The sequence below is a fragment of the Luteimicrobium xylanilyticum genome (assembly GCF_009429125.1).
Taxonomy (GTDB): Bacteria; Actinomycetota; Actinomycetes; order Actinomycetales; family Cellulomonadaceae; genus Luteimicrobium; species Luteimicrobium xylanilyticum.
Genome location: NZ_CP045529.1, coordinates 615,441 through 633,201, shown reverse-complemented (window position 1 = coordinate 633,201; position 17,761 = coordinate 615,441). Strand labels below are relative to the sequence as shown.

Annotated in this window: 16 protein-coding genes and 1 tRNA gene; 2 read left to right on the top strand and 15 right to left on the bottom strand. The window is 73.0% G+C overall.

Going from position 1 to position 17,761, the window contains the following annotated elements; all coding sequences use genetic code 11:
- The first annotated feature begins 124 nt into the window (after positions 1-124).
- On the top strand, positions 125-733 hold the full coding sequence (locus KDY119_RS02750) for a TetR/AcrR family transcriptional regulator (protein WP_051136832.1): 609 nt from the start codon (positions 125-127) through the stop codon (positions 731-733).
- 52 nt (positions 734-785) lie between these two features.
- Positions 786-1,832, top strand: a complete 1,047-nt coding sequence (locus KDY119_RS02745; RefSeq protein ID WP_153021905.1) for an NAD-dependent epimerase/dehydratase family protein — start codon at positions 786-788, stop codon at positions 1,830-1,832.
- Between the two features lie 39 nt (positions 1,833-1,871).
- On the opposite strand, the gene KDY119_RS02740 is transcribed toward KDY119_RS02745, so the two are convergent.
- The 15 genes from KDY119_RS02740 to KDY119_RS02670 all read right to left on the bottom strand — a co-directional run bounded on the left by KDY119_RS02740 (position 1,872) and on the right by KDY119_RS02670 (position 17,474).
- Entirely contained in the window at positions 1,872-2,312 is a 441-nt protein-coding gene (locus KDY119_RS02740; RefSeq protein ID WP_036953661.1) for an OsmC family peroxiredoxin, read from the bottom strand.
- A 69-nt stretch (positions 2,313-2,381) separates the two neighbouring features.
- Entirely contained in the window at positions 2,382-3,029 is a 648-nt protein-coding gene (locus KDY119_RS02735) for a hypothetical protein (RefSeq protein ID WP_148284271.1), read from the bottom strand.
- 179 nt (positions 3,030-3,208) lie between these two features.
- Complete coding sequence (locus KDY119_RS02730) at positions 3,209-3,748, bottom strand: hypothetical protein (protein ID WP_153021904.1); 540 nt, start codon at positions 3,746-3,748, stop codon at positions 3,209-3,211.
- A gap of 41 nt (positions 3,749-3,789) precedes the next feature.
- Positions 3,790-4,191 (bottom strand): hypothetical protein, encoded by a 402-nt coding sequence (locus KDY119_RS02725; RefSeq protein ID WP_036953672.1) that lies wholly within the window; start codon positions 4,189-4,191, stop codon positions 3,790-3,792.
- Between the two features lie 93 nt (positions 4,192-4,284).
- Positions 4,285-4,357: transfer RNA gene (locus tag KDY119_RS02720), tRNA-Thr, on the bottom strand.
- 94 nt (positions 4,358-4,451) lie between these two features.
- Positions 4,452-6,062, bottom strand: a complete 1,611-nt coding sequence (locus tag KDY119_RS02715) for an alpha/beta hydrolase (protein ID WP_083891080.1) — start codon at positions 6,060-6,062, stop codon at positions 4,452-4,454.
- Between the two features lie 59 nt (positions 6,063-6,121).
- Positions 6,122-7,282 carry a DNA polymerase III subunit delta' gene (locus KDY119_RS02710; protein WP_153021903.1) on the bottom strand — a complete coding sequence of 387 codons (1,161 nt, stop codon included), beginning with the start codon at positions 7,280-7,282 and terminating at the stop codon, positions 6,122-6,124.
- On the bottom strand, positions 7,279-7,953 hold the full coding sequence (gene tmk / locus KDY119_RS02705; protein ID WP_083891134.1) for a dTMP kinase: 675 nt from the start codon (positions 7,951-7,953) through the stop codon (positions 7,279-7,281). The genes KDY119_RS02710 and tmk overlap by 4 nt, the downstream gene beginning before the upstream one ends.
- 53 nt (positions 7,954-8,006) lie before the next feature.
- On the bottom strand, positions 8,007-9,056 hold the full coding sequence (locus tag KDY119_RS02700) for a Gfo/Idh/MocA family protein (RefSeq protein WP_153021902.1): 1,050 nt from the start codon (positions 9,054-9,056) through the stop codon (positions 8,007-8,009).
- 222 nt (positions 9,057-9,278) lie between these two features.
- Entirely contained in the window at positions 9,279-12,014 is a 2,736-nt protein-coding gene (gene topA / locus KDY119_RS02695) for a type I DNA topoisomerase (RefSeq protein WP_036953684.1), read from the bottom strand.
- Between the two features lie 40 nt (positions 12,015-12,054).
- The gene (locus KDY119_RS02690; RefSeq protein WP_153022660.1) at positions 12,055-13,116 is read right to left on the bottom strand and encodes a phosphatase PAP2 family protein; all 1,062 of its coding nucleotides are present in this window, start codon (positions 13,114-13,116) and stop codon (positions 12,055-12,057) included.
- 110 nt (positions 13,117-13,226) lie between these two features.
- Positions 13,227-14,315 (bottom strand): ABC transporter ATP-binding protein, encoded by a 1,089-nt coding sequence (locus KDY119_RS02685; protein WP_051136835.1) that lies wholly within the window; start codon positions 14,313-14,315, stop codon positions 13,227-13,229.
- Positions 14,312-15,427 (bottom strand): ABC transporter permease, encoded by a 1,116-nt coding sequence (locus tag KDY119_RS02680; RefSeq protein ID WP_153021901.1) that lies wholly within the window; start codon positions 15,425-15,427, stop codon positions 14,312-14,314. The genes KDY119_RS02685 and KDY119_RS02680 overlap by 4 nt, the downstream gene beginning before the upstream one ends.
- Positions 15,428-15,429: 2 nt before the next feature.
- Positions 15,430-16,410 (bottom strand): ABC transporter permease, encoded by a 981-nt coding sequence (locus tag KDY119_RS02675; RefSeq protein ID WP_036953690.1) that lies wholly within the window; start codon positions 16,408-16,410, stop codon positions 15,430-15,432.
- A complete protein-coding gene (locus KDY119_RS02670) occupies positions 16,407-17,474 on the bottom strand; it encodes an ABC transporter ATP-binding protein (protein ID WP_227994493.1) in 1,068 nt (355 codons plus the stop codon). Before KDY119_RS02670 ends, KDY119_RS02675 begins: the two co-directional genes overlap by 4 nt.
- Positions 17,475-17,761: the final 287 nt, after the last annotated feature.

Genomic DNA, 17,761 nt, shown 5'->3' with positions numbered 1-17,761 from the left:
CGAGAGCTGGGTGCCACTTCACCAGCGGTACGCGGGACGGGCCACCCGGGATGAGTGTTGACCATCGGTCAACAGCAACGGTACTACCCTTGTTGACCGAGGGTCAACGACGAGGAGGAGCCAGGTGACGACCGACCGCCGAGCGAGACCCCGGCGCCGCGCCGCCGACGACCGTCGCGACGAGCTCCTGCGCACCGCGCACCGCATGGCCCGTGACGGCGGCCTCGACTCCGTCACCCCCGCCGACGTCGGTGCCGCCGCCCACGCGTCCAAGGCGCTCGTCTTCCACTACTTCGGCTCGACCGTCGAGCTGCGACGGGCCGTCGCCGCGATCGCGATCGACGCCCTCGACACCGCCCTCGACGACGTGCCCCCCACCGGCTCGGCCCAGCTCGGCGCGCAGCGGGCCGCAGTCGTGCACACGCTCCTCGACGCCGTGCTCGCCGAACGCCAGCTCTGGACCGACATCTGGTCCGGGGCCCTCCGCGACGACGACGCGACGGCCGCCCGCCTCGACGAGGTCCGCGCCCACCTGTTCGCCCGCTTCACGCGTGTCGCCGGGAGCAGCCTGCCCGCGCCCGACGACGGCGCCCGCGGCCGGCTGGACCTCCTCGCCGCCGGCTGGGTCGGGTTCGTCGAGGCAGTGCTCGCCCGCTGGCTCGCGACGGGCCGGCACGACCGCGAGACCGTCGAGGCGGTCGTCGTCGACAGCCTGGCCGGCCTCCTCCCCTGACCCACGTGCGCGTCAGGTCGACACCTCGCGCCGGACGGGGTACCACTGAGGGGTGCGCATCGCCATCACCGGGGCCAGCGGAAACGTCGGGACAGCGGTGCTCCGCGCCCTCGTCGAGGAGCCCGTCGTCACGTCGCTCGTCGGGATCGCGAGCCGGGTGCCGCGCACCGACGGCTCCAGCACCGTCGCGTTCCCCCACGACCGAGCCGACTGGGTGCGCATCGACCTCGGCGACGACTCCGCCGAGAGCCGGGACCGGCTGCACGCCGCGCTGAACCACGCGGACGTCGTCGTGCACCTCGCGTGGGCCACCGCCCCGAGCCACGACGCCGACCGTCTCGACGCGGTCAACGTGGACGGGACCCGGCGCGTGCTCGACGCCGCGGCCGCGGGCGGCGCGCAGCACGTCGTCGTGGCATCGTCCGCCGGGGTCTACGCGCCGGCGCCGGACCCGCTCCCGCGCGACGAGCAGTGGGCGCGCACCGGCATCCCCGGGTCGCTGCACAGCATCCAGAAGCTCGCCGTCGAGCGCGAGCTCGACCGCTTCGAGCGCAGCCACGCGGGCATCACGGTGACGCGGGTCCGCACACCGCTCGTCCTCCACCCCGACGCCGCGACCGAGCTCGGTCACGGCTACCTCGGCAGGCTCCTGCCGCCACGGCTCCTCCGGCGCGACCGCCCACCGGTCCTCCCCTGGGTGCACGGCATGCGGCTCCAGGCGGTGCACGCCGACGACCTCGCCACCGCGTACCGGTCGATCGTGCAGGGCCGGTATCCCGGCGTGTTCAACGTCGCGGCGCCACAGGTCCTCGACGGGCAAGCCGTCGCAGCCGCCACGGGAGCGTCGTCGCTCCGGGAGGTGTCGCCGGGCGTCGCGCGCGGCGCCCTCGCCGTGGCGTGGCGCGCGCACGCGACGCCGCTGTCCCCCGACTGGCTCGACCTCGCCCTCGGCATCCCGGTGCTCGACGCCGGCCACGCGGCGACCGTGCTGCGCTGGGCCCCCCGGCACGCGACGGCGGACACCCTGCGCGAGGTGACCGCCGCCGTCGGCCGGGGCCGGGGCTTCCCGAGCCCGCCGCTCGTCGGCCGCAAGTTCTGACGACCGCGGCGGGCAGGGGCACGAGGCGCCCCGGACCCGTCAGCTCTCGAGCCGCGCGTCCAGGGTGATCGTGGTCCCGGTGAGCGCCTTCGACACCGGGCACGACGCCTTCGCGGCGTCGGCAGCCTCGCGGAAGCCCGCCTCGTCCAGGCCGTCGACCTCCCCGACGACACGCAACGCGATCCCCGGGATCCGGAACCCGCCGGCCGGGTCCGGCCCGAGCGACACCTCGGCCGTGACCTCGAGCGACTGCGGGGTTCCCCCGGCCTCGGCGATGAGCGCCGAGAGCTGCATGGCGTAGCACGCCGAGTGCGCGGCGGCGATCAGCTCCTCGGGGCTCGTGACGCCACCGGCGTCGTCCGCGGAGCGTGCCGGGAACGACACGTCGAACGTCGCCAGGTGCGAGCTGCTCAGCTCGACCTGGCCGGACCCGTCCTGCAGCCCGCCGTTCCAGGCGGTGCGCGCGATACGTGTGGGCATGGGACCTCCCTCTCACGGTCGTCGCGTGCACCGCACCCCGGGCCACGGCGCGGCCCGGGGGCGAGCAGGTCAGCTCTTGGGGCGGTACACGATCGACGACGCCTCGTCGTTCATCGTGTCACCGACGTACGCGGTGTCCACCTGGTAGGTCCTGTTGGTGCCCTTGTAGTTGGCGTCCTTGTACAGGGTGGTCGCGCAGTTGTAGTACGCCGTGACCGAGCTGATCGTGTCGTTCATCCCGAACGAGCTCGTGTGCGGGAACCCGTACGTGGTGCCGTAACAGCCCGACCCGTTGGCGGCATAGAGCACCTTCGACCCGCCGGTCCAGTTCTTGTTCTTCCAGACCGCGCCGAGCACCAGGTTCGAGGACGCCGACAACGACGCGCTCGCGGGCGTCGACGCGGTCGCCAGGCTCGCGCTCGCCGCGAGGCGCGGCGCGGTCGCCGCGACCCTGTTGAGATACGCCGCGTGAGCGCGGGCGTCGTGCGCCTCGACCACGCGCGCGATCGCGGTACGGTCCCCCGCGTCGACGCCGGGGTCGGCGACCTGCTCGCCCGTGATCGACTCGAGGGCCTCGCTGAAGGTGTCGAAGCACTGCTGCTCACCGGTGTCCGCGGACACGGTGCACACGTCGCCCGCCTGCGCCGTCGGGCTGGCGCCGCTCGCCGCCCCGGTCGTCGCCAACGCGGCCGCTGCGACCGCCAGTCCCGCCACCATCATTCGTATCGTCCGTCGTCCCGTCATCGGGCGCCTCCCTGCGCTCTCGCTCGGTCGTTACATGTCACGTCTTTTCGGATCGGTGGTGCGCGATCACCATAGCGGGCTTCCACAGCGTGCGGGCAAGGCCGGACGTCGGCCTGTGGACGACCGCGAACCGCTCACCGTGCCGAGCTCGACTACCCCGCGTCGACCCAGACCGGCGCGCCACCCTCCGCGGCTGCCGGGAGCCGGGCCGGACCGTGCCCGTCGACGAGCACGGACAGCGCCGCTCCGGGCGTGACCCCGGCCGGCAGCGCCACCACGGTCGTCGCGGGCCCCAGGTCCGCGGTGCAGATCTTCCCGCGGTACCGGGCCGTGTCCGTGACGACGGCGATCGAGGCGTCGCCCGACCGGGTCGCCGGCGACGCGACGGGCGGACACGTGCTCGAGCCCCAGAGGACGACGTAGAGCAACGTGTCGTCGCTCGTCCACGCCACGCCCGCGGCACGGACCGTGCCGGGGTCGTCGAAGGACGGAGGAAGGCCGCGCCAGTGCGCGCCGGCGGCGAGCGTCGAGGTCGGCTCCGGCGTCGCACCCGGCACCGTGAGCGACGAGGACGGGACCGGAGTGGACGGTGGCGTCGACGGCGTCGGCGAGGAGGAGCAGCCTCCGAGCAGACCGGCGAGGACACCGGCGCCGATCGCCCCGGCCGCCGACCTGCTCCACCCGCCCCGCATGCCCTCACCGTAGCCTCGGACCACGCCCGCGGCGGGAAGGATCAGGCGAACGCGTCACCCCACTCGACTTCTCCGTGAGCGAAGACGACGGGCCCGGCCTCTCCCTGCCAGAGATCGATCCAGGTCGGTGCGCCATTTCGCCTCGACCGCAGGCGAGGGGAGCCGTCGGCGGCGAGCGAGCGAGCGGCGGGTCCGTCGACCCACACGGGTGCACAGCCCGCCCAACCTCCGCAGCCGCAGCCCTCCCACGCCAGCCGCGCACCCCGGCGGACCTCGTGACGCGCCCCGCCGACCGTCAGGAGGCCCCGGCGCACCAGCAGCCCGCCGTCCGGGTCGAAGAGCTCGCCCTCCCGGTTGAAGCTGCCCGGACGCACGACCCGCTCGGGACCGGGCGTGGACACGACCTCGGCCACGATCTCGGCGAACGACCTGTGCGACCTCACTCGCCCATGATCCGACCCGGCACGGTTCTTGTCGCGCACTTTCCAGGGAATGACGAAGGCCCGGAACCGTCGAGGTTCCGGGCCTTGCGAGGGAGCCGCCTATCAGAATCGAACTGATGACCTATTCATTACGAGTGAATCGCTCTACCGACTGAGCTAAGGCGGCCTGCGCCCGTCGACGACGCCCCGGAGGACACGCTGTCGAGCGCGCGCCCTACTCTAGCGGGCCGGAGCCCGAGACTCCAAAGCGACGCCGGACGTCACGAGCAGGTGGTGCCGTCGGCCGGGACGTCGCCGTGCACGAGGTAGTTCCCGACCGCCTTCGCGATGCACGTGTGCTGCGCGCTGTACGCCGTGTGCCCCTCGCCCTCGTACGTGAGCAGGACGCCCGAGTCGAGGGTCTTCGCGAGGCCCTGCGCCCAGCGGTACGGGGTGGCCGGGTCACCCGTGGTCCCGACGACGACGATCGGCGCCGCACCCTTGGCGTGCACGTCGAAGTCCTGGGCGACCTGCGGGTACGGCCACGGCTTGCAGCTCAGCCCGCCGTACGCGAAGAACGACCCCACGGTGGGCGCCTGCTCCTCGATCTTGGCCGCCAGGCTCCGCATCGTCGCGAGGTCGCTCGAGCCCGGGTCGTCGAGGCATCCGACGGCGCGGAACGCCTCGGCGGAGTTCGTCGAGAACGTGCCGTCGGCGTTGCGGTCGTTGTAGAAGTCGGCGAGCGCGAGGAGCTGCGTCCCCGCCCCCTTGGTCATCGCCTCGGACAGCGCGGACGTCAGGTACTGCCACGAGTCCTGGCTGTAGAGCGTGACGGCGACACCGTAGAACGCGAGCGTCGCGGTGAGCGGCCGGTCCGCGTCGTCGGTCCGCAGGGGCTGGTGCTCGGTCTGCAGGAACAGGTCGTGGATCTGCTCCATCCCGTGGTCGACACCACCCGTCAGGGGGCAGCCCTTGCCCGACTCGCAGTCCTTCACGTAGGAGCGCAGCGCGTCCTCGAAACCGACGGCCTGCTCGAGCCCCATCTCGTCGGACGACAGCGTCGTGTCGATCGCGCCGTCGAGCACCATCCGACCGACCTTGTCCGGGAAGATCCCCGCGTACGTCGCACCGAGCTGGGTGCCGTACGAGAAGCCCAGGTAGTCGAGCTTCTTCTCCCCCAGCACCGCGCGGATCAGGTCCATGTCACGGGCGGCGGACTGGGTGTCGACGTGCGCGAGGACCGGCCCGGTGTTGGCCTTGCACGCGTCCGCCCAGGCGGTGGCCGCCTTCTCGCTCGCGGCGAGGCCCGCTGCGGTCTCCGGGTACCAGGCGGAGAGCTGCGCGTCCTTCTCCTTGTCGTCCAAGCACACGACGGGCGTGGACTTCCCGACACCGCGCGGGTCGAACCCGACGACGTCGTACGCCTTGAGGACGTCCGAGCCGAACAGGCCGGGGACGGAGTCCATGAAGTCGAGGCCCGACGCGCCCGGCCCGCCCGGGTTGGTGAGGAGCGCGCCGACCCGCTTGCCGGTCGCGGTGTGGACCTTGATCGCCAGGTCGATGTCGCCCGACGACGCGTCCTGCCACGAGACCGGCGCCTTGAGCGTCGCGCACCGGAAACCGTCGCCGCACTTCGACCACGAGACCTTCTGGCCGTAGTACGACTCGAAGCCCTTCGGGGCGCTCGCCGTGTCCGCGGTGCCGGACGTGACGGTCGGGCTCCCGTCGTCGTCGGAGCCGGACGTGCACCCGCTCAGCGCGGTCACGAGCGCCACGACGGCTGCCGCCACGACCAGGGGCGCCCGACGACGGCGCGCGAGGACGGCGGTGCGGGCTGAGGAGGGGCGCGGGGCGCGGGAAGGGCGAGCGAGGACTCGGCGAGCACGGGTCACCGGGACACCGTACCGGCCGCTCCTGACCGTTCCCGCTGGTGGCCGGTGTCGTCGCGTCGTCAGCCCTGCGGGCGCAGCGCCACGGCCATCGCCTCGACCGCGAGCAGCGGCGCGACGTTCGCCGCGAGCCGCTCCCGCGCCGTCCCGATCGCGTCCATCCGGCGGAGCGTCTGCTCGGGCGTGGAGTCCGCCGCGAGCGTGCGGACGGCGTCGGCGAGCTCGACGTTCACCAGGTCGATCCCCGGACCGCCGGACGCCCCGTCCGCCGCGCCGAGCTGCACCAGGAGCACGTCCCGGTACAGCGACAGCAGGTCCGTCATCGCGCGGTCGAGGACGTCGCGCTGCGCCCGGGTCGCGCGACGCTTCTGCTCCTCCTCGAGGCTCTTGAGCTGCGAGCGGAGCGCAGGCGGCAACGGCTTGCCCTCCTCGGCGCCGAGCGCCCGGTAGAGCCGCGACTTCTCGTCGGCGTCGCGCTCCTCCGTCGACGCCTTGGCCTCGGCCTGCGCGACCTCGACGAGGTTCCCGGCCGCGAGGACGGCGTCGGGCACCCCGCGGATGCGCCGGGCGAGGTCCAGGACCTCGCGCCGTCGGGCGCGGGCCTCGGGGTCGCGGGCCAGGCGCCGGGCCAGCCCGATGTGCGACTGGGACGCGTGCGCGACCGCGTCCGCGAGCTCGGGCTCGACGCCGTCCCGCTCGACGAGGAGCCGCGCCACGGCGTCCACGGGCGGGACCCGCAGGACCACGGACCTCGAGCGCGACCGGATCGTCACGAGGACGTCCTGGGGGCTCGGCGCGCACAGCACCCAGACCGTGCGGGGCGGCGGCTCCTCGATGGCCTTGAGCAGCACGTTGCCGGACGTCTCGTTGAGGCGGTCCGCGTCCTCGATGACGATGACGCGCCACCGTCCACCCGACGGCGACCGCTGCGCGAGCTGGACGAGCGGCTCGACGTCCTGGCGGCGCAGGATCGTCGCCTCCGTCGCGACGACCTCGACGTCCGCGTGGGTGCCCGCGAGCGCCGTCGTGCACTCGTGGCACTCGCCGCACCCGCCGCGCGGGCACAGCAGCGCGGCGGCGAACGCACGGGCTGCGTTGGAGCGCCCCGAGCCGGGCGGCCCCGTGAGCAGCCAGGCGTGCGTCATGGCGCCCGGGTCCGCGACCGCGCCCCGGAGGACGGCGACCGCGGCCTCCTGGCCGACGAGGTCGTCCCACACGCTCATGACACGTTCCCCCGGCCCCGTGCCACCTGGTCCGCCCCCAGCCCGAGGCGGGCGGCGACGTCGACGCGGACCTGCGACTGGACGTCGTCGACGGTGCCCGTCGCGTCGACGACGACCCACCGGTCGGGCTCGGCCGTGGCCCGGTCCAGGAAGGCCTCGCGGACGCGGGTCGCGAACTCGGCGCCCACCGACTCGAGGCGGTCGAGGGCGCCCTTTCCCTCGACGGAGGCGCGGCGCTCGGCAGCGAGCACGGGGTCGGCGTCGAGCAGGACGGTCACGTCGGGCAGCAGGCCGCGCGTCGCCCAGAGGGAGATCCGCTCGACCTCGTCGGGGGCGAGCTCGCGCCCTGCGCCCTGGTAGGCGACCGACGAGTCGAGGTACCGGTCCGTGACGACGACGGCTCCGCGCTCGAGCGCGGGCCGCACGAGGGTCGCGACGTGGTGGGCGCGGTCAGCGGCGTACATGAGGGCCTCGGCGCGCGGGTCGACGTGGTCGCCGTGCAGGACGGCGTCGCGCAGCACCTGGCCGAGCGGCGTCCCCCCGGGCTCCCGGGTCTGCACGACGTCGCGGCCGGTCACCTCGCCCAGCCATGCGCCGAGGAGGCGCGCCTGCGTCGACTTGCCGACGCCGTCGCCGCCCTCGAAGGAGATGAAGATGCCCGGCCCGTCCACGGGCGCCACCCTATCGGGGGGCACCACCACGGGCCGTCCCGGTTCGTCCGGTGTCACTCGCCCGGGTAGACGACGCCGACCTGGCGGCGGACCTCGTCGAGCGTCCGCATGACGTCGAGCGTCGCCTGCCACGGCATGCGCTCACTCTCGAGCAGCCCCGCGTCGAGGCAGCGCGCGACCTCGGCGGCCTGGTACTGCTTGCCCTCACCACGGAAGCCGTCGTAGCGGCGCTCGTCGCCGTCCTGCACGACGGTGAACCCGCCGCCGCCGAACGTCCACGGGTCCGCGGCGATGTAGCCGTCGGTGCCGCAGATGCGGACCGTCTGGGGCGTGTGCACCCACAGCGACGACTGCACGGACGCGAACCGCCCGTCGCCGAAGTCGAGCCCGACGACGCTCTGCCCGTCCACGCCCGTGTCCGTCAGCGCGCCGACGGCGTCCACACGGACCGGGGTCCCGAGGACGTCGTGCGCGAACGACACGGGGTACACGCCGACGTCGAGGAGGGCGCCGCCCGCGAGGTGCGGGTTGTAGAGGCGGTGCTCAGGGTCGTGCGGAAACGCGTGCCCGTAGTCGCCGAGGACCGTGCGGACCTCGCCGATCTCGCCCGCCGCGATCGCGCGGTGGATGCCGGCGACGTGCGGGAGGAACCGCGTCCACATGGCCTCCATCACGAACAGGCCGGCCGAGCGGGCGGCGTCGAGCACGTCGCAGGCCTCCGCGTGCGAGCGGGTGAACGCCTTCTCGACGAGCACGGGCTTGCCGGCGGCGAGGGCGAGGAGCGCGTGCTCGCGGTGATGGGAGTGCGGCGTGCCGACGTACACGACGTCGACGTGCTCGTCCTCGACGAGGTCCTCGTAGCTGCCGTGCGCGCGGCCGATCTCGTGCGCGGCGGCGAACGCCTCGGCCTTGCGCCGGTCCCGCGACCCGACGGCGGTGACGCTCCCGCTGGTGAAGCGGCGCACGGCCTCCGCGAACGAGCCGGAGATGCCGCCGGCGCCGAGGATGCCCCAGCGCACCGGGGGCGCGGACCTCGGGTCGGGGGCGAGGCCCGCGTCGGCCGCGGCTTCCTGCGCGGCCAGGACGACGTCGTCGGTGCTCATGCCCTCAGGTTATCCGCGCGTGCCCGCCCGGGCCCCACCCCGAAGTAGTACGGCCGCCGGTATACCTCGCGAAGTAGTACGGCCGCCGGTATACCTCGCGGGAACCGACCACGCGGGTCTTGCCGCGCTCCTCACCAACGGAACCCGAAGCGGCGAACCCTCGACGCGGGCAGTGCGCACGCCGAGGAACGGTGACCCGGTGCAGCGAGGTCGGGGTCGCCCTTACTTGGCCTTCGCGGTCGAACGCGACGACGTGCGGCGCGCCGGCTTCTTGGCCGGCCCCTTCGCCCTCTTCTCCGCCAGCAGCTCCTGCGCCCGCTCGGGGGTGATGGCCTCGACGGCGTCGTCCTTGCGGAGCGTCGCGTTCGTCGTCCCGTCGGTCACGTAGGGCCCGAAGCGCCCGTCCTTGACGACGATCGGCTTGCCGGACACGGGGTCGTCGCCGAGCTCGCGCAGCGGCGGGGCGGCGGTGGCGCCGCGGCCGCGCTTGGGCTGCGCGTAGATCGCGAGGGCCTCCTCGAGGGTGACGGTGAAGATCGCCTCCTCGCTGGGCAGGGTCCGCGAGTCGGTGCCCTTCTTGAGGTAGGGCCCGTACCGGCCGTTCTGGGCGGTGATCTCGGTGCCGCTCTCGGGGTCCGTCCCGACGACGCGCGGCAGGGACAGCAGCGCGAGGGCCTCGTCGAGGGTGATGGTGCCGAGGTCCTGGGACTTCAGGAGCGAGCCCGTGCGCGGCTTGGGCAGCGCGGCCTTGGCCTTCTTGAGCGCGGCGGCGGACAGCCCGGGGTCGAACGTCGGCTGCGGCAGGACCTCGGTGACGTAGGGCCCATAGCGCCCGGCCTTGGCGATGATCGTGTGCCCGCTGGCGGGGTCGATGCCGAGCTCACGGCCGTCGTCGGCGCCTGCGGCGAGGAGCTCGCGGGCCTTGTCGACGGTCAGCTCGTCGGGGGCGACGTCATCGGGGATGGAGGCGCGGGGCGGGTTCTCGCCCTCCTTGACCGGCGCCCCGTTGTCCTCGACGTACGGCCCGTAGCGGCCGATGCGGACCTGCAGGCCTTCACCGATGTCGATCGAGTTGATGCCGCGCGCGTCGATCTCGCCGAGGTTGTCGACGAGCTCCTTGAGCCCCGGGTCCGCGGCGGCGTCACCGCCGAAGTAGAACTCGGTGAGCCACGCGACGCGGTCCCGCTCGCCGGCGGCGATCTCGTCGAGGTCCTCCTCCATGGTGGCGGTGAACCGGTAGTCGATGAGCTCGCCGAAGTGCTCCTCGAGGAGCCGGACGACGGCGAACGCGATCCAGCTCGGGACGAGCGCCTGGCCGCGCGTCGTGATGTACCCGCGGTCCTGGATGGTGGAGATCGTGGACGCGTAGGTCGACGGCCGGCCGATGCCGAGCTCCTCGAGCTTCTTCACCAGGCTGGCCTCGGTGTAGCGCGCGGGCGCCGAGGTGCTGTGGCCGGCGGCCTCGAGGTCGCTGCCGCTGAGGGCGTCGCCCTCGGCCACGCGCGGCAGGCGGGCATCATCGGTCGAGGCCGAGCGTGCGTCACCCCCCTCGGACTCGTCCGTGCCCTCCTCGTAGGCGGCGAGGAACCCGCGGAACGTGATGACGGTGCCCGACGCCGCGAACACGGCGTCCGTGCCCGCGTGCGCCGCACCCGCCGCGCCGACGGTCCCGGCGATCCGCAGCGACGCCGTCGAGCCCTTCGCGTCGGCCATCTGCGAGGCGACGGTGCGCTTCCAGACCAGCTCGTAGAGGCGGAACTCATCCCCGCGCAGCTCGGATGCGACCTGCGCGGGCGTGCGAAACGAGTCACCCGCGGGACGGATGGCCTCGTGCGCCTCCTGGGCGCCCTTCGACTTCGACGCGTACGAGCGCGGCGACGCGGGCACGTACTCGGGGCCGTACAGCTCGGCGGCCTGCCGACGCGCGGCGTCGGTCGCCTCGGCGGACAGCGCCGGGGAGTCCGTACGCATGTACGTGATGTAGCCGTTCTCGTACAGCGACTGTGCGACGCGCATCGTCTGCCGCGACGACCAGCGCAGCTTGCGCCCGGCCTCCTGCTGCAGCGTCGAGGTGGTGAACGGCGCGGTCGGACGGCGCGTGTACGGCTTGGTCTCGAGCGACCGGACCGCGAACGGGACGTCGTCGAGCCCGGCGACGAGCGCGTCGGCGGCCGGCTCGTCGAGCGTGACGACACGGTCGCGCGCCGCCGCGGCGGTGAGCTGCCCGCGGTCGTCGAAGTCCCGACCGGTGGCGACGCGCGCCTCGCCGAGCTGGACCAGCCGGGCGGTGAACCGCTGGCCCGCGTCTGGGCCGTCGTCGGGCGCGAAGGCCCCCGTGAGGTCCCAGTACGCGGCGGGCACGAACGCCATGCGCTCACGCTCACGCTCGACGACGAGCCGCGTCGCGACGGACTGGACGCGGCCCGCGGACAGCCCCTGGCGGACCTTGCGCCACAGCACGGGCGAGACCTCGTAGCCGTAGAGGCGGTCGAGGATGCGGCGAGTCTCCTGCGCGTCGACGAGGTTCTCGTCGAGGTCGCGCGTGGTGTCGAGCGCGCGGCGGATCGCCTCGGGCGTGATCTCGTGGAAGACCATGCGCTTGACCGGCACCTTGGGCTTGAGCTCCTCGAGGAGGTGCCAGGCGATGGCCTCCCCCTCGCGGTCCTCGTCGGTCGCGAGATAGAGCTCGTCGGCCGACTTGAGCATCTTCCTGAGCTCGGAGACCTTCTTCTTCTTGTCCGGGTAGACCTCGTAGTACGGCTCGAACCCGTGCTCGACGTCGACGGCGAACTTCCCGAAGGGGCCCTTCTTCATGTCCGCGGGCAGCTCGGACGGCTGCGGCAGGTCACGGATGTGCCCGACGCTCGCCTCCACGTCGAAGCCGTCGCCGAGGTAGCCCGCGATCTTGCGGGCCTTCGTCGGCGACTCGACGATCACGAGCTTGCGGGATCCGGGCATGCTTCCTGCTTCCGTTGAGACCGGCGGACGGGGCGTGGGATCACGCGGCAGCGTGCCGGACCGGGTGGGGTACCGCGGCCGCCGCCGGCACGGGGCGCGACGTGGTCGCGGTGAGCTGGCGCACGGCGAGGATCAGCGCGAAGACCAGCGAGGTCGCCGCGAGCACGCCGAACGCGCCACCAATATACGCAGTCACCTCGGTGGACCGCCGGACCGACCACAGGGCCCCGGCCATCGCGCGGACCGCGGCGTCGACGTCGTGCAGGGCGCTCAGGGCGATCGCTCCCGAGAGCCCGGCCGCGCCGACCAGGACGATCGCGGCCACGTAGGAGCCCGGGCTGCGGCGCGGCGCACCCGACCGGTCGAGCCGCGGGACGTCGAGCGAGGACCGGGACGTGAACGCGCAGACCAGCCCGGTCCACGCCGACACGACGAGCAGGCCGGCGACGACGTCGCTGGGCCGGTGCCACTGGCCCACCAGGGTGGAGACGCCGGTGGCCGCGGTGTACGCGCCGCCCAGGAGGGCGACGAGCGGGCGCGCGCCGCGCGGGACGACCAGCAGCAGCGCGACCGACACCGACGCGGCCACCGTGGTGTGCCCGCTGGGCAGGGTGTTCGCGCCGGTCCAGCCCTCGGCGAGGTGCGGACGGGTGAAGACGTCGGCCTTGAGCACCTGGGTCGTGAGGTTCGCGCCGCCGACGAGGACGGCGACCTGCAGCGCGAGCCACCAGCGGCGTCGCAGCAGCGCGACAGCCATCGCGACGACGATGCCGAGCGCGACGAAGCTCACGGAGACGACGTCGAGGACGGGCTCCGCGAGCCGCCACAGGTGGCCCTGCCCGTAGGTCGCGCCGCGGCGGGCGAGCTCGTCGACGCGCTGGCCGCGGGCGCTGTTCACGAACAGGTCCCACAGCACCCACACGCCCACCGACGACGCGACCGCCAGCGCGAGCGCGGTCGCGCGGCGCAGCCAGTCCGGCGCGCTGCCGGCGGTGACCCAGGACCCGGGGCCCGCGTCGGCGCCGTCGCCGGGCCGGGAAGCGGGCACGGCCGTGGCCGGGACGCCCTCGGAGGTGGCCCGGTGGTCGGCGGAAGCCTGCATCGTCACCCGATCACCGTAGGCCACGTTCGTGAGGATCTTCGTGAGTTTCCGGCGCCGGAACGTGGACGACGACCGGCCCCGCGGTTGCAGGACCGGTCGTCGCCCGTCGGTCAACGCCCGGTCGCGTGCTCCGCGAGCTCGGCAGGCACCGTGTGTCCCGGCGTGTGGAGCAGGCACGCGACGGTCCGGCGCTCCTCGCCGAGCGCCGTCGGGCCGAGCTCGGGGTGGATCTCGGCGCACTCCGGCATGGCGTGCGCGCAGCGGGTCCTGAACGGGCACCCGCTGGGCAGGTTCTGCAGGTCCGGCGGCGAGCCGGGGATGCCCTGCAGCTCGCGGCGGGGCCCGTGCAACGGGGGGAAGGAGTGGAGCAGCCCGTACGAGTACGGGTGCCGCGGCTCCTTGTAGACCTGCTTGCCGCTCGCCTCCTCGACGATCTCGCCCGCGTACATGATCGCGATGCGGTCCGCGACCTCCACGAGCAGCGACACGTCGTGGGTGATGAAGATGACGGCGAAGCCGAGGCGGTCGCGCAGGTCCTGGATCTGCTCGAGGATCTGGCGCTGCATGACGACGTCGAGCGCCGTCGTGGGCTCGTCCATGATGAGCACGCGCGGCTCGAGTGCCAGCGCCATCGCGATCATGACGCGTTGGCGCATGCCGCCGGAGAGCTGGTGCGGGTAGGAGCGGATGCGCTCGGGTGCGATGCCGACCATGTCGAGCAGCTCGCGCGCCCGCTCCTCGCGCTCGCGGGGCGTCGAGCCGGGGCGGTGGGCCTTGATCGCGTCCGTGAGCTGGCGGCCGATCCGGTAGACCGGGTTGAGCGAGTTCATCGCGCCCTGGAAGACGACGGCGATGTCCTGCCACCGGCCGGCCCGCAGGTCGGCGTCGGACAGGCGGAGCAGGTCCACCGTCTCGCCGTCCTCCGTGTGGTAGAGCACCTCGCCGGCGCTGATGAGCCCGGGCGGGGGCAGCAGACGCGTCGCACCGTAGACGAGCGTCGACTTGCCGCAGCCCGACTCTCCGGCGAGCCCGAGCACCTCGCCCTCGTGCAGCGTGAGGTTCACGCCGCGCAGGGCGTGCACCCGGTCCTCGCCGTAGCCGTAGTCGACGGCGAGGTCGCGGATCTCGAGGATCGGCCGACGGTCGGACGAGCGGGCGGAGCGCCCGTCCGTCAGGACCTGCGTGCTGGGCGGGGTCATCGGACGGTCTCCTTCGGCTCGTCTGACGTGGTGGCGACCGGCTCGCCCGACGACCGCACGCCGGCGGACACGACCGGGGTCGGGTGCGCGTACGTGCGCGGCAGGTTCCGCACACGGGCGGTGAAGCCGATCCGGGGACGGATGCCGCTTCGACGCATCTCGCGGGCCGACATGCCCGCGAGCCGCAGCCGGGGGTTGACGAACTCGTCGATGCCGAAGTTGATGAGCGTGAGGGCCATGCCGAGGACCGCAACGAGCAGGCCGGCGGGGACGAACCACCACCACGCGCCACGGGACAGGGCCTGGTTCGCCTGCGCCCAGTACAGGACGGTGCCCCAGCTCCAGTCGGAGATGGACGTCACCCCGATGAACGCGAGGGTGGTCTGGGACAGGACCGCGAACGTGACCGTCGAGACGAAGCTCGAGGCGATGATCGCGGTGAGGTTGGGGAGCGTCTCGAACCACACGATCCGGCCCGTCGACTCGCCGGTCGCGCGCGCCGCCTCGATGAAGTCACGCCCCCTCAGCGACAGCGTCTGCGCTCTCAGGACGCGTGCGCCCCAGGCCCAGCCGGTGGCCGCGAGGACGAGAGCGATCACCATGCTCCCCGCGTTGTCCATCTGGCTCGCGATGATGATGATGAGCGGCAGCGCGGGGAGGACGAGGAAGATGTTCGCGAGGGCGGACAGCACCTCGTCGGGGATGCCCCCGAGGAAGCCGGCGCTGACCCCGATGAGCACGGCGAGCAGCGTCGCCCCGACACCCGTCACCAGGCCGACGATCATGACCGACCGGGTCCCGACCAGCAGCTGCGAGAACACGTCCCGGCCGAGGTGGTCGGTGCCGAGCCAGTGCGAGCCCGACGGCGGCGCGAGCAGGTCGAGGCTCACGTCGTTGGGGTTGTGCGGCGCGATCCACGGACCGATGATCGCCAGCACGACGAACACCGCGAGGATCACGAGGCCCGTGATCGACTTGGCGTTGCGGACGAAGACGAACTTCTTCTTCTTGCGGTGCGCCGGGTCCGTCGACGGACCTTCGACCGCGCTCTCGACGAGGCTCTCGGTGTCGACGGGGACGGCGGCCGCGGGATCGATGGGCAGGTTCGACATCGTCAGCCCTCCTGACGGGTGCGCGGATCGAGGAACACGTAGACCACGTCGGCGAGGATGTTCGCCAGGAGCACGGCCACCGTGATGACGAGGAAGATCCCCTGCATGAGCGGGTAGTCCTTGGCGCCGATGGCGGCGAAGAGCTGCGCACCGATGCCGGGGTAGGAGAACACGAGCTCCATCACGAGCGAGCCGGAGACCACGAAGCCGAGGGACAGCGCGAAGCTCGAGACCTGCGGCAGGACGGCGTTGCGCGCCGCGTAGCCGTACATCACGCGCCGCTCGGGCAGGCCCTTGGCCTGCGCGACGGTGACGTAGTCCTCCGAGCCCACCGTCACCATCATGTTGCGCATGCCGAGGATCCAGCCGGCCACCGACGAGAGCACGATGGTCAGGGCCGGGAGGAACCCGTGCTGGACCACCGACTGAAGGAACGCGAAGCTGAACGACGGCGTCATGCCCGGCGTGTAGGCGTTGCTGGCCGGGAACACCGGGAACGTCACCGCGAGGAGCGCGATGAACAGCAGGCCGAGCCAGAAGTAGGGCACCGACGAGAAGAACGTCATGACGGGCAGGATCGAGTCGGCCCAGGTGCCACGGCGCCAGCCCAGGTACGTCCCGATCAGGGTCCCGAGGACGACGGCGATGATCGTCGCCATCCCGACGAGAGCCACCGTCCACGGGAGCGAGTCCTTGATGACCTGCGAGACCGGCGTCGGGAAGAACGCGAACGAGATCCCGAGGTTGCCGTGCAGGATCTCCTTCCAGTAGTCGACGTACTGCTGCCACAGGCTCTGCTTCTTGTCGAGCCCGAAGAGCACGTAGAGCGAGTGGACGGCGTCCTGGTCGATCTGGCCCTGGAAGCGGTTGATGAGCGACTGGACGGGGTCGCCCTTCATGACGCGGGGGATGAAGAAGTTGAGCGTGACTGCGGCCCAGGCCGTCAGCACGTAGAAGCCGAGACGGCGGAGCAGGAACTTCACCGGGTCACCTCCGGGGTGGTCGTCGCGGCGGCGGTCACGGGCGCGGCGGCCGCGCCGAGCTGCGGGAGCTGGGCCGACGCGGGGATCGCGTCCGTGCCACCCTCGACGCGCGAGGCGTAACCCCAGCAGGCCACCTCGCGGCCGGCGCCGATCTGGAGCAGCGGCGGCGTCGTCGTCCGGCACAGGTCGGTCGCGAAGGGGCAGCGCGGGCTGAACCGGCACCCCTCGGGCGGGTTGACCATGTTCGGCGGCTCGCCGCGACCGCCGGAGCGCTCTTCGCTGACGAGGTCCTCGGGGTCGGGCGCCGACCGGACGAGCAGCTGGGTGTACGGGTGGGCAGGGGTCTGCGTGACGGACTCCGAGTCGCCGGTCTCGACCGGCTTGCCGGCGTACATGACGTACGTGCGGTCGGCGAAGTACCGGGCCGACGCGATGTCGTGCGTGATGTAGAGGATCGCGATGCCGAGGCGGTCGCGCAGGTCCTGCAGCAGGTTGAGGATGCCGATCCGGATCGACACGTCGAGCATCGAGATCGGCTCGTCCGCGAGCAGCACCTCCGGGTCGGCCGCGAGCGCCCGCGCGATCGCGACGCGCTGACGCTGGCCGCCCGACAGCTCGTGCGGGAACTTGTCGATGAACCGGTCCGGGCTGAGCTGGACGCGCTCCAGCAGGGCGCGCAGCGCCTTCTCCAGCTCGTCGCCGCTCAGGCCCTTCTGGTGGATCTTGACGGCGCGCGTCAGCGTGTACCGCACCGTGTGCACGGGGTTCAGCGACGCGAACGGGTCCTGGAAGATCATCTGCACGCGACGGGCGTAGCGACGGAACGCGCGCCCACGTCGGGCGGTGACCTCCTCCCCGTGCAGCCGGATCGTCCCGGCCGTCTGGGGGTACAGCCGCGCGAGCAGGCGCGCGACCGTGGACTTTCCCGAACCCGACTCGCCGACGAGGGCGATCACCTGGCCCGAGCGGAGCGCGAGGTCGATCCCGTCGACCGCGTGCACCGCGCCCGAGGCGCGCAGCCCGCGGAGGGGGAAGTGCTTGGTCAGGCCGACGGCTTCGAGCACGACGTCGTCGCGGGCAACGACAGGGCGCGTGGTCGTTCGGCTGGTGGCACCGGCACGGCCGGCGGAGTCCGCGCGGCCGCCGGATCCGGCGGGGTCAAGAGCTTCGTCACTCATCGGTCACCTGGGGTTCGGTGTCGCCGGCACGGCCGTGAGCGCGGCGACGGGGTGGGGGCAGGCGCGGCCGCCGTCGTCCGCGCCGGGCACGAGGCCCGGCGCGGACAGGGGCCGCAAAGGTGCTGCGGGATGGGGGACGGTCCCGCCGGCCGACGCACCGAGGTCGGCGGGAC